The organism is Mongoliimonas terrestris, from assembly GCF_001927285.1.
GTDB classification, from domain to species: Bacteria; Pseudomonadota; Alphaproteobacteria; order Rhizobiales; family Pleomorphomonadaceae; genus Chthonobacter; species Chthonobacter terrestris.
Window position 1 is genome coordinate 285141 of sequence record NZ_MSIG01000004.1, and the last position, 11643, is coordinate 296783.

At 68.8% G+C, this 11643-nt stretch carries 14 protein-coding genes and 1 tRNA gene; 4 read left to right on the top strand and 11 right to left on the bottom strand.

Annotated features, from left to right (window positions below; translation table 11 throughout):
- Positions 1–3: 3 nt before the first annotated feature.
- From BUQ68_RS07830 to BUQ68_RS07845, 4 genes are all read right to left on the bottom strand, one after another.
- Positions 4–876 (bottom strand): carbohydrate ABC transporter permease, encoded by an 873-nt coding sequence (locus BUQ68_RS07830; RefSeq protein ID WP_075215373.1) that lies wholly within the window; start codon positions 874–876, stop codon positions 4–6.
- 229 nt (positions 877–1105) lie between these two features.
- A complete protein-coding gene (locus BUQ68_RS07835) occupies positions 1106–2416 on the bottom strand; it encodes an ABC transporter substrate-binding protein (RefSeq protein WP_075215374.1) in 1311 nt (436 codons plus the stop codon).
- A gap of 161 nt (positions 2417–2577) precedes the next feature.
- Positions 2578–3534 carry a sugar-binding transcriptional regulator gene (locus BUQ68_RS07840; protein WP_075215375.1) on the bottom strand — a complete coding sequence of 319 codons (957 nt, stop codon included), beginning with the start codon at positions 3532–3534 and terminating at the stop codon, positions 2578–2580.
- The gene (locus BUQ68_RS07845) at positions 3531–4193 is read right to left on the bottom strand and encodes an HAD family hydrolase (protein ID WP_075215376.1); all 663 of its coding nucleotides are present in this window, start codon (positions 4191–4193) and stop codon (positions 3531–3533) included. The genes BUQ68_RS07840 and BUQ68_RS07845 overlap by 4 nt, the downstream gene beginning before the upstream one ends.
- A gap of 267 nt (positions 4194–4460) precedes the next feature.
- Between BUQ68_RS07845 and BUQ68_RS07850 the strand changes: the two genes are divergently transcribed.
- Both BUQ68_RS07850 and BUQ68_RS07855 read left to right on the top strand, forming a co-directional pair.
- Positions 4461–4796 (top strand): type II toxin-antitoxin system PrlF family antitoxin, encoded by a 336-nt coding sequence (locus BUQ68_RS07850; RefSeq protein ID WP_075215377.1) that lies wholly within the window; start codon positions 4461–4463, stop codon positions 4794–4796.
- Between the two features lies 1 nt (position 4797).
- Complete coding sequence (locus BUQ68_RS07855) at positions 4798–5283, top strand: type II toxin-antitoxin system YhaV family toxin (protein ID WP_075215378.1); 486 nt, start codon at positions 4798–4800, stop codon at positions 5281–5283.
- Positions 5284–5424: 141 nt separating this feature from the next.
- Here BUQ68_RS07855 and BUQ68_RS07860 read toward each other — a convergent pair.
- Positions 5425–5500 (bottom strand) — tRNA-Ile (locus BUQ68_RS07860).
- A 378-nt stretch (positions 5501–5878) separates the two neighbouring features.
- Here BUQ68_RS07860 and BUQ68_RS07865 point away from each other — a divergent pair.
- Both BUQ68_RS07865 and BUQ68_RS07870 read left to right on the top strand, forming a co-directional pair.
- On the top strand, positions 5879–7096 hold the full coding sequence (locus BUQ68_RS07865) for an MFS transporter (protein WP_083656383.1): 1218 nt from the start codon (positions 5879–5881) through the stop codon (positions 7094–7096).
- 62 nt (positions 7097–7158) lie between these two features.
- Entirely contained in the window at positions 7159–7881 is a 723-nt protein-coding gene (locus BUQ68_RS07870) for an SIMPL domain-containing protein (RefSeq protein WP_075215379.1), read from the top strand.
- Positions 7882–7918: 37 nt separating this feature from the next.
- Here the strand turns inward: BUQ68_RS07870 and BUQ68_RS07875 are convergent, their stop codons facing one another.
- From BUQ68_RS07875 to BUQ68_RS07900, 6 genes are all read right to left on the bottom strand, one after another.
- Positions 7919–8848, bottom strand: coding sequence for a carbon-nitrogen hydrolase family protein (locus BUQ68_RS07875; RefSeq protein ID WP_075215380.1), 930 nt, complete (start codon positions 8846–8848; stop codon positions 7919–7921).
- Between the two features lie 59 nt (positions 8849–8907).
- Positions 8908–9324 (bottom strand): ketosteroid isomerase-related protein, encoded by a 417-nt coding sequence (locus BUQ68_RS07880; protein ID WP_075215381.1) that lies wholly within the window; start codon positions 9322–9324, stop codon positions 8908–8910.
- A gap of 117 nt (positions 9325–9441) precedes the next feature.
- Complete coding sequence (locus BUQ68_RS07885) at positions 9442–9867, bottom strand: acyl-CoA thioesterase (RefSeq protein ID WP_075215382.1); 426 nt, start codon at positions 9865–9867, stop codon at positions 9442–9444.
- Positions 9868–9903: 36 nt separating this feature from the next.
- Positions 9904–10557, bottom strand: coding sequence for a Uma2 family endonuclease (locus BUQ68_RS07890; protein ID WP_245293195.1), 654 nt, complete (start codon positions 10555–10557; stop codon positions 9904–9906).
- 54 nt (positions 10558–10611) lie between these two features.
- Positions 10612–11187 carry a Uma2 family endonuclease gene (locus BUQ68_RS07895; protein WP_075215384.1) on the bottom strand — a complete coding sequence of 192 codons (576 nt, stop codon included), beginning with the start codon at positions 11185–11187 and terminating at the stop codon, positions 10612–10614.
- 61 nt (positions 11188–11248) lie between these two features.
- Positions 11249–11530 carry an HlyU family transcriptional regulator gene (locus tag BUQ68_RS07900; RefSeq protein ID WP_075215506.1) on the bottom strand — a complete coding sequence of 94 codons (282 nt, stop codon included), beginning with the start codon at positions 11528–11530 and terminating at the stop codon, positions 11249–11251.
- Between the last annotated feature and the right edge of the window lie 113 nt (positions 11531–11643).

Here is an 11643-nt window from a genome sequence, read left to right on the forward strand (position 1 = left end):
GGCTCAGGCGTCCAGGTTCTTGCCGACCGCGCGCATCAGGAAGATGGCGACGATGTTGGCGAGGATGATGGCGACGACGCCCCCGGCGGCGCCGGCTCCCACGTCGAACTGCAGGAGGGACCGGGCGTAGACCAGGAAGGGCAGGTTGGTGGAGGCGACGCCGGGTCCGCCGTTGGTGGTGACGCGGATCTCGGCGAAGACCGACAGGAGGAAGATGGTCTGGATCAGGATCACCACCGTCACGCCGCGGGCGAGATGGGGGAGGATGATGAACCAGAAGCGCTTCAGCGGCGGCGCGCCGTCCATCTCGGCGGCTTCCAACTGCTCCCGGTCGAGGCTCTGGAGGGCGGTGAGCAGGATGAGCGTGGCGAAGGGCAGCCACTGCCAGGCCACGATGGCGATCACCGAGGCGAGCGGCGCCTGGCCGAAGAAGTCGAACGGGACGAGGCCGACCGCCTTGGAGAGTTCGGCGAAGAGCCCGGACGTCGGGCTCATGAACATGTTCTTCCAGACAAGCGCGGAGACCGTCGGCATCACGAAGAAGGGCGCGATGACGAGGAGGCGCACCACGCCCTGGCCCCACATGGGCTGGTCGAGGAGGAGCGCCAGCAGGATGCCGAGGACCACCGTGATGACGAGCACGCCGCCGACGAGGATGAGCGTGTTGACGATCGCTGTGGAGAAGGCCGGGTCGGTGACGAAGAACACGTAGTTGCGCAGGCCCACGAAGGGGTGGGCGCCCGGCTGCAGCAGCCGGTAGCGCAAGGTGGAGAACCAGAGCGTCATCGCCAGCGGCACGATCATCCACATCAGGAGCAGGATGACGGCCGGCGAGAGCATCAGGCGCGCCGCCGCGCGGGAGGCCTGGGTCGACATGGGATGATCCTTGGAACGAAGGGGCCGCGGACGTCGGGGACCAGAGGACAGCGCCGGTCGGCGCGCCGGGACGGAGCCGGGGCGGCGGAGGAAGGCCGCCCCGGCTGGGAGCGCCCGTCCCGCCCGACGCCATCGTCAGGTCGGGAGGACATCGCTCCGAAAGGAAGGGTGCGGAGTGTCCCGCTCCGACCGGATGTTCGACCCGGCCGGAGACGGAGCGCCGTCGCCCTTACTGGACGTAGCCGGCCGCCTGCATCTCGCGGGTGGTGAGGGCTTGCGCCTGCGACAGCGCCTCCTCGGCCGACATCTGCCCGGCGAGCGCCGCGGAGAAGATCTGGCCCACCTGGGTGCCGATGCCCTGGAACTCCGGGATGGCGACGAACTGCACGCCCACGTAGGGCACCGGATCGACCGTCGGCTTGATCGGGTCGGCGGCGTTGATGCTGTCGAGCGTCATCTTGGCGAAGGGCACCTTGGCGTACTCGGGGTTCTCGTAGAGCGAGGTGCGGGTGCCCGGCGGCACGTTGGCCCAGCCTTCCTTCTCGGCGACGAGCGCCAGGTAGTCCTTCGAGGTTGCCCAGGCGACGAAGGCCTTGGCGGCGTCCGGCGCGTCCGACGAGGACGGGATGGCGAGCGACCACGCCCACAGCCAGTTGCCGCGCTTGCCGAGGCCGTTGTCCGGGGCGAGCGCGAAACCGACCTTGTCGGCGACGGTCGAGTCCTTCGGGTTGGTGACGAAGGAGGCCGCCACGGTGGCGTCGATCCACATGCCGCACTTGCCCTGCTGGAAGAGGGCGAGGTTTTCGTTGAAGCCGTTCGAGGACGCGCCCGGCGGGCCGTAGGCGTTCATGAGCTCCAGGTAGTCGGTGAGGGTCTTCTTCCAGGCCTCGCTGTCGAACTGCGGCTTCCAGGCCTCGTCGAACCAGCGGGCGCCGTAGGAGTTCGACATGGCGGTGAGGAAGGCCATGTTCTCGCCCCAGCCGGCCTTGCCGCGCAGGCACACGCCGTAGACCTCGCCGGCCTTGTCCGTCATGGCGGCGGCCGCCTGCTTGATGAAGTCCCAGGTGGGCGCATCCGGCATGGTGAGGCCGGCCTTCTCCATCAGGTCCTTGCGGTACATGACCATGGAGGATTCCCCGTAGAACGGGGCGGCGAGCAGCTTGCCGTCGACGGTGAGGCCGTTGCGGATCGCCGGCAGCAGGTCGTCGGCGTCATAGTCCGCCGGCAGGTCGTCGAGGGCGACCAGCCAGCCGGCGGCGCCCCAGATCGGCACCTCGTAGGTGCCGATGGTCAGCACGTCGTACTGGCCGCCGCCGGTGGCGATGTCGGTGGTGACGCGCTCGCGAAGAACGTTCTCCTCCAGGGTCACCCACTCCAGGTCGATGCCCGGGTGCTTGGCCTTGAAGTCGTCCGTGAGGGCCTGCATGCGGATCATGTCGCCGTTGTTGACGGTGGCGATCGTGACGGTTTCGGCCGAGGCGGCGGCGGTCAGCGCGCACACGGCCGTGGCGCCCAGAAGGGCGCGAATGGAGACGGTCATGGTTCCTCCCATGTGCCCGTTTGGGCATTTGCTAAGTGAGCGGGCAAATGTTTGATCGGCGCGAACGATAAGTCAATGTGCAATCGTCGCCGCACTGCAGCAGCGCGACGGCGTTTGAACGGAATCCGCTTGTCAGAACAGGGATCAAGCGCGACGGCGCTTCAGTCGAGCAGCCGCTCGGCGGTCAACTCGTTGGTGATGAGGCCGTTCACCAGTCGGCCGCGGAGCGCTGCCTTCAGGGCCGGCACCTTGGCCTCGCCGACGGCGACGGCCACCACGGGCTTGTCGCCCGGCTGAGGCAGCGGCGCGGAGGCGACGAGGCGGTTGAACGGGCAGTCGAGCAGCCGGCCCTCGCCGTCGTAGACCCAGCTGGTGATCTCCCCCGCCGCGTCGCGGGCCAGGAGATCGTCGAGTTCGGCGAGGCTGAGGAAGCCGTCCACAACCAGCGGCGCGCGCGCGCCGATCTGGCCGACGCCGACGAGGGTGAAGTCGGCTGCCGCGCAGAGCGCGAGCGTGTTGCGCACCGGCTCCTGGGCGTGGAGCACGTGCAATTCGTCCGGGCTCTGGGCGAGCACCGGCAGCGGATAGGGGTAATGCCTGGCGCCGACCCGGTCGGCGATCCGGATGGTGACATTGAACGGGGTGGCCGAGCCGTCCGACGTCATGTTGCCGACCAGCGACACGATGCGGTGCTGCGGGCAGGTCATGGACGACACCTGGTCGACCGTCGCCTTCAGGGTGCGGCCGGTGCCGAGCGCGATGATGCGGGGCTCCTCGCTGCGCAACACCTTCTCCAGCTCGGCCGCTGCCGCGATGGCGACGCCGGCGAGAAGGTCGGGCGCGGCGGGATCGGATGGCACCACCTCGCACACGGTGAGGTTGAGGCGGTCGCGGAGCGCTGCGGCCAGATCCATGCACCGGCCGATCGGATGGTCGATGCGCACCTTGACGAGCCGCTCGGCCACCGCCATCGCCACCAGCCGCTGGGCGGTCTGGCGGGAAACCCCGAGTTTGCGGGCGATCTCGTCCTGGGTGTTGCCGGCCACATAGTAGAGCCAGCCCGCCCGCGCGGCATCGTCGATCCGGGTCGTCTCGGTGGCGGAGCGGACGCCGGTCATGCGGGGCGGGTTCCGAAGAGGTCGGGGTAATGCAACGGGAAGTCGCGCCAGTGGGCGAGCACCGGGGCGCCCGGGACGGACGCCGCGCGGGCGCCCATGTGGCTGGCGCCGGTATAGTGGAGGCAAGGCATGCCGGCCGCGGCTGCCGCCGCAAGGCCGGGAAGACTGTCCTCGATGACGAGGCAGCGGGCGGGATCGACGCCCATCCGGGCCGCCGCATGCAGGAAGAGATCCGGCGCGGGCTTGCCGCGCGGAACCTCGCTCGCCGTGAAGGGCGGCGGGAAACGGTCGGTGAGGCCCGTGATGGCGAGCGACCGGCGGACGCGTTCCGGCGACGAGGAGGTCGCCACGCAGGACGGGACGGCGAGATGCGCCAGCATGGCGAGAAGGCCGTCGGTGATGCGCAGATTGCTGTCGAAGCGCGTCAGCAACCGGGCGCGGTACTCGGCCTCGAAGGTCGGCACCAGATCGACGCCGAACGTCTCCCGCACGCTCGCCGCCACGGTCGGGAAGCTGCGCCCGAGATAGTGCTCCCACACATGGTCGCGGGTGAGCGACAGGCCATGCTCGCCGGCCAGTTCGATGAGAACGTCGGCGCTCAGCACCTCGCTGTCGATCAGAACGCCGTCGCAGTCGAAGATCACCAGATCGGGACGCATCGGAACCGGATCCTCCCCGGTTCCGCACATAGCCGGTATGGCGCTGTTACGCAAAGGCTGAAAGGGGCGGATGGGGTGAGCAGGGGATGAGGGGCGGGGCGAGGGGTGTTGAGTCGCGGAACCACGCCTGGAATTTTGGAACCACGCTTTCCGGGCGTTATCGGAGCTTGCGCAAACGCTCCTGGCAGAGCAACACTCCAGCCATTCCTTGACATGGTAATGAGTATTCCTTACCCTGGCCCTAGACGCATCGATGAGGGGGCCTACATGGCAGCTTGGCTGAAGGAAGAAAGCACCATCACGGCCAAGGGACAGACCACCGTGCCGAAGTCCGTTCGGCAGGCGCTGGGTGTCGATTACGGCGGGCGGATCGCCTTTGTGGTCGATGAGCAGCGCCGTGTCTATGTGCAGAAGGCCGAACCCGAAGAAAGCGCCGATCCCGTGATCGACGGCTTTCTCGAATTTCTGGCACGGGACATGGCCAAGCACCCCGAGACGTCAATTCTTCCGTTCCCGCAATCCCTGATCGACCGGGCTGTTGCCCTCACGGCGAGCATGACGGTCGATCTTGATGCCGAGATCGAGGGGGACGTCTCGATCTGACATGCTGACGATCAATGGCTGGAGCGTCCTCGCGCATCCCCTTTTTCTCGACCAGTGGGAGAAGCTGGTTGAGGCGGTTGACGCGCTCAAGTTGAAGAGGCCGGACGACTATCAAAAGTCCGCCGACGCGAAGCTGCTCGCGGCCTTGGTCAACATCGTCACCGTGACGGTGCCGTCAGACCCGACGGCGGCGATCTTTCGCCAAGGCTCGACACTCGGCGACGATCGAAGGCATTGGTATCGCGCCAAGTTCGGCAACGGCCGTTTCCGGCTCTTCTTCCGGTACAGCAGTACGAGCAAGGTGATCATCTTTGCCTGGGTGAACGACCAAAACAGCTTGCGGACCTACGGCTCCAGAACGGACGCCTACAGGGTCTTCAAGGGAATGCTGAATGCCGGCGATCCACCGGACGATTGGGCCGCGCTCCACAAGCAGGCGTCCGCCCCCCAAGCGATCGCGCGACTGGAACAAGCGTCGAAGTCGTGAAAGATAAACCGCGCGAAACCGCGGAAATCAACGCCTTGGTCGGAAACGAGGCTGCGGCGGGACGGGCAGAGCCGTGCGGAGGTGAACGAGCGGCTACGGTTATCGCGCGCATTTTCCGGCATTTCTGCACGAAGTGCGTGTTGGTGGGCCCGGCAGGACTCGAACCTGCAACCAGACCGTTATGAGCGGTCGGCTCTAACCATTGAGCTACAGGCCCACCGATTCCCCGGTGAGGGGAAGGCATGATCTTCACCTATAGCTCACTTAGGCCGTGGTTCAAGACACACGTGGGCTGAACGAACGCCAGGGTGGTGGGGTCGGGAGGGAGCGGTCCGCGGGGTAGCCGGCAGGGCGGCGGGATGGTGCGCGCTTAGACGGCTCGGAGACGTTCGACAGGGCAGGGAAAGGCTTGACGGTTCCGCGCCGTAGGGCAAGGGGAGACGGATCCGGCGGCCTGGAAACGTTCGGCTGGCGGGGCGGGGCGTGTCGGCCTAGAAGGGGGGGCGCATCCAGGGTTCGGCTGTGGCCGGCCGGTGCCGTCGCGGTGCCCCGCTCGGGCGGCGCCGCGTGACCATGCCCCGTCGACGAGGTTTCCATGACGCTTCCCGCCGCCGCAGACGTCGATCCCGCGCCAGCCGAGCCGGCGCTGTCTCGCCTGCTCCTGCCGGTGATCCTGCTCGTCTCCAGCCTCACGGTCATGGCGAGCGCCACCATCGCGCCGTCGCTGCCGGGCCTCGTCGACCACTACCGCGACGTGCCGGGGGTGGACACGCTGGTGCGGCTGGTGCTGACCATTCCGGGCCTTGCCATCGCGGTGGCGGCGCCGTTCGCCGGCTGGATCGCCGACCGGTTCGGCCGCAAGCGGATCATCATCGCGTCGATCTTCCTCTACGTGCTGGCAGGCGGCGCCGGGCTGGTGCTCGACAGCCTCGGCGCGCTGATCTTGTCGCGTCTGGTGCTGGGACTGGCCGTCGCCGGCCTCTTGCCGACCGCGACGGCGCTGATCGCCGATTTCTGGCACGGCCCCGCCCGCGACCGGGCGTTCGGCATCCAGGCGGCCTTCATGGCGGGCGGCGGCGTGGTCTTCCTGCCGCTCGGCGGGTTCCTGGCAGAATTCAGCTGGCGCGGTCCGTTCTTCGTCTACGTGCTGCCGGTGGTGCTCATCCCGCTGGCGATCGCCGTCCTCCGCGACGCGCCGCGGAACGCGCCGTCGCAGGACGCGGCGCTGGACGCCGGACCCTTCCCGACGGCGCTGACGGCGGGCGTCTCCACCGTCGCCTTCGTCGGCATGGCGCTCTTCTACACCCTGCCGGTGCAACTGCCCTTCCTCCTTCGGGAGCTTGGCGAGCCGAGCCCATGGCTTGCCGGCGCCGGCCTTGCGGTCAACACCGCGCTCTCGGCCGTGGCCTCGCTCAACTTCCGCCGGGTGCGGGCCCGGTTCGGCTCGGAGACCATCCTGGTCGCGGCCTTCGTGCTGATCGCCGCCGGCTTCATGGTGGTAGCGGTGTCCACGTCGCTGGCGACGGCGGTGGTCGGGCTCGTCTTCTGCGGGCCGGGGCTTGGATTGATGTTTCCTGCGCTCTCCACCTGGCTGATGGGCAGCGTGCCGGCCCGTTATCGGGGGCGGGCGACGGGGGCCATGACGACGGCGGTGTTCATGGGCCAGTTCCTGTCGCCGGTGGCCTCGCAGCCGGTGGCGGACGCGATCGGCCTCAAGGGCATGTTCATGGCGGGCGCGACCGTGTCGCTGCTCTTCGCCGCCGGGCTGCTCACCGTACTTCTCGTCAGGCGTGAGCGGGGCCGTTCCGCATAAGCGCCCCAATCGCATGCGAGGGCTCAGGTCGTCGCGTCCCCCCTGATCCGGACCCTGATGCCATGCCGTTCCTCTCCCGCGCCGTCCTCATTACCCTTCTCCTCGCCGCGCCGGCCGCCCAGGCCGCAGATGCGCCGCCGCCGGCCACCCTCACCGTGACGGCGGACGGCATCGTCCGTGCGACGCCGGACACGGCCATCGTCACCGCCGGGGTGGTGACCGAGGCGACCGAGGCATCCGCGGCGCTTGGCGAGAACAACGCCGCCATGCGCGACCTGATCGCCGCCGTCGCCGCGGCGGGCGTCGCCGAGAAGGACATCGGCACGTCGGGCTTCTCCATCGAGCCGGTGACGGTCTATCCGCAGCCGAAGAGCGACGGCACCCAGGACCCGCCGCGCATCACCGGCTACCGGGTGAGCAACCTCGTGACCGTGAAGATCCGCGACATCGCCAAGGCGGGAGACCTGCTCGACGCCGTGGTCCGGATCGGTGCCAACAGCATCCACGGCATCAGCTTCACGGTGGACGACCGGGACAGCCGGCTGGACGCCGCCCGCGCGGCGGCCATGAAGGAGGCTCGGCGGCGGGCGAGCCTCTACGCGGAGGCCGGCGGCTTCCAGGTCGGCCGCATCCTCAGCGTTTCGGAAGGCGGCGGCTACATGCCCCAACCGGCCCCCTACGCGCGCGTCGCCATGGCGGCCAAGGAAGCTGACAGCGTCCCGCTCGCGCCGGGCGAACAGGAGATCCAGGCGAGCGTGTCGGTGACGTTCGAGATCAGGGAATAGTGGGTGGGGCTGCCGCGAAGGCTCGCCCCGGCCATCCTCACGACGCCAGCATCGGCCGTCCCATCCCCGCGTCTGGCGTCAGGTCCACCACTTCCGCCAGGGGCGCGGTGACGATGCCCTGTTCGGGCCAGTGGCGGTGGTTGAGGACGTCGCCGTCGGCGCGGACGGCGGCGACCTTGTCGAGGTCGAGGTCGCCCATCACCCAGGCGGCCTTGTCGAAGGTGCCGATCTCCACCACGCCGTCGTCCGGAAAGCCCCGGTCGGGCGGGGCGTAGATGGCGGCGGCGCCGTGGTTGTCGGTGACGGCGGGCGACCAGGCGGCGGCGCCGACCGTGGGGGCGTGCACCACGTAGCACTGGTTCTCCACCGCCCGGGCGGCGGCGCCGTTGCGGACGCGCCAGTAGCCCTTGCGCGTCTCCGTGCACGATGGCGCCAGGATGACCTCCGCCCCCGCTTCGGCCTGGGCGCGGGCGATCAGCGGGAATTCCACGTCGTAGCAGATGTTGACGCCGATCAGCCCGAGCGTGGTGCGGAACACCGCTATGGGGCCACCGGCGACGATGCCCCAGGTGTCGCGCTCGAAGCGCGTCATCATGATCTTCTCCTGCCGGCCAACCTTGCCGCAGGGCGCGAACAGGCGCGCCACGTTGCGGAAGAGGCCGTCGCCGCCCTGGATGGGGGCGCTGGCGGCGAGGATATGCACGTCGTGGCGGCGGGCGAGCGTCTGGTGCAGGGCGTCGATCTCCGGGATCAGCCGGTCCAGCGCCTCGATGCTGAGGCGCAGATCGGCGGCCGCTTCGCCGGAGAGGGCGGTAAGCTCGATGGAGCCGTATTCGGGGAAGACCAGCAGCTTGGCGCCCTCGGACGCGGCCCGGTCGACCCAGTCGGCGAGCTTGGCCTCGTAGGCGTCGAGACTGGGCAGGCGGTCGATCGGATACTGGGCGGCCGCGACCTTGTAGCGTCTCATCGGTGCTCTCCCTGGCATGGTCTCTGCTGCGCCTCCCTGCGTCCCGCTCTGGCGGCGGATCACGTCTTTCGGCTGACCTGTGCGATCCAGTCCTCCAGGTCGTAGTAGGTGGTGAGTCGGCTGATGCGGCCGTCCTCCACGTCGAAGAAGCTGCCGGCGCGAATCGCGTAGGTCTGCCCGGAGGCAGGCGGCTGGCCGTCGTCGGTCTGCAGGTAGGTGCCGTGGACCGTGTATTCGGCCGCCGCGTGGAGGCCATCGCCGGCGGTCAGCACGACGAGGTCGGCCGCGGACTCCCGGTAGCAGCGCGCCATGTGGATCAGGTAGGTCTCGAAGCGCTCGCGGCCGATCCGCCGGCCGCCGGCGTTGACATCGTGCACCAGTTCGTCGGCGACGCAGTCGAGCATGCCGCTTATGGAGCCGGCCTTGAACGCGTCCATGTAGCGATGGACCAGGGACCGAATGGCGTCGTCATCCATGGGTTTTCTCCTCGCCGGGCCCGGCGCCCGATGGCGGGCCGGCGCCGAGCCAGCGGTCTGTTCGCGCCGCCGCAGAGCATGCCACAAACCGCCGCCCTGGCGAGATCGCAGATCTGCTCAGGGAAGGGCTTCTGCGGTGGTCCGCAAAGGTGGAACCGGACGCGGCCGGCCCTCGTCGTCGATCGCCACGAAGGTGAAGGTCGCGGCCGTCACCTTCTCGCGGATATTGGTGCGGAACCGGCGGGCCCAGGCCTCGATGTGGATTTTCATGGAGGTACGGCCGACGGATTCGATGGTGGTATAGACGCAGAGCACGTCGCCGACCTTGACCGGCCGGAAGAAGGTCATGCCGTCCACCGCGATGGTGACCACGCGGCCCTCGGCCCGCTCCACCCCGGCGATGCCGCCGGCCTGGTCCATCTGGCTCATCACCCAGCCGCCGAAGATGTCGCCGTTGGCGTTGGTGTCCGCCGGCATGGCGATGGTGCGGACCGTGAGGTCGCCGCGCGGCTGGTCGAGGGCTTGTGCAGGGCTGTCGGGCATGGGCCGTTCGTCTGGCGATCAAGGGGGATGGGAGTCTCAGGCCGTTCCGGTGTCATCGCCGGACGGAGTCAGGCCGAGGTCGGCGAGCGTGACGGCAAGCTCCGGCGCGAACGCCGGCTCCAGCCGCCCATCCGGCCCGATCTCCGCCACGTCCATGTAGCCGACGGCGCCGAGACGTCGGTGGACTCGGGTGACGAGCGTCAGCGCACTGACGACCCACACCTCCCGGATCCCGTAGGCCGCATAGATGCCGATCTTCCGGCCGAGGTCGTAGGCCAGGGACGAATCCGCCACCTCCACGCAGAGCCGCACCCGGGTCGGGTCGATCTGGGGCGGCCCGCCTGTGCGGTCGAACACACAGAAATCCGGCTCCAGGAAGCTGTACTCGTCGAGCCGAAGGGTGGTCTCCGGTGCGACGTGGAGATTGTCCGGCTTGACGCGTTGGAAGTGCGCGTTCAGCTCCATCTTGACCCACTCGTTTCTCGCCCCCTTCGCTGCCATCGGCACGATCTCTCCGCCCACCATCTCGAACCGCTCGTCCTCCAAGATGATGCCCGCTGCCGCCATGGCCTCCACCTCCTTCACCGTGAAGGCGCGGCGCGGCATGCCGTCCGCCGCCTGCGTGAGGCGCGGGGGGTGGATGTCGGAAAGGGGATGGCGCGGGTGGTTCATGGAGAAGGAGGATAGCACGGATGCCGCTCCGGTCATCGCCGTTCGCACGGGGACCGGGCCGCCGAGCCGGTTTCAGGCACCCGGCAGGTCGGCCAGCCGCACCGTATAGCCCGGCACGAAAGCGGGCCGGAGGGTGTCCTCGGCCGGCACCGTGGTGATCTCCTCGAAGCGGCGGGCGCCCGGACGGCGGTGGACGCGGGTGACGCGGGTGTCCGCCTCGATCACCCAGTATTCGCGCACGCCGACGGAGGCGTAGAGGGCGGCCTTCTGCACGCTGTCGAACCGCAGGCTGGTGTCGGCGATCTCGATCACCAGCATGGCGTCGGACCCGGTGACAGCGCCGATGCCCATGCCGGCGGGAAAGACCAGGAAGTCCGGTTCCAGGTAGAGCATCTCCCCGAGCCGCCAGCCGGCTTCCGGCATGAAGGTGAACGCCGCCGGGATCGAGCGGGCCAGATGGATGTTGAGGTGCTGTTTTAACGTCTCGTGCAGCGGGCCCTTGGGCGACATCGGCAGGATCTCACCGTCGACGATCTCCAGCCGTTCGTCCGGATCGATCAGGCCGCAGTCGACCATGCGCTCCACATCCGCGACCGTGAAGGCGCGGCGGGGAAGTCCGTCTGCGGCGATGACGATGCGCTGGTTCATGGGTGCATCCTAGCACCCTTCCCGAGCCTCGCGAAGACGGTCTGGCCGTCGGGTGCATGGGTCAGGTGAAGAGACGGTCGCCCTGCTCGTCGATCATCTGGCGGCCCTTGCGGAAGGTCATGTCGAGGACCTCGTCCTTCAAGGCCGAGCGATCGGCGCGGTTGAACACGTGCTCGCGCGCCTCGCCGTCGATGGTCTTGGTGATCACGCCGCAGACGCGCCACTGGCCGCCCTCGTTGGCGGGCGTCGCCGTGATGGTGAAGCCCTTGTGCTCCTGGGTCGGCGCCGGCTCCGCGGGCGCCGCCGCCCCGCCGCCGCCGAAAAGCTTCTTCCAGAAGGACATGCGCATCGTCTCCCGTTCGGACGCCATCCGGCGGACCTTAGGGCACAGGCGGCGCGAAGACGAGAGGGATCAGGCGCCCGGCAGGTCCCGGTCTCTCCCGTCCCATCGCAAAA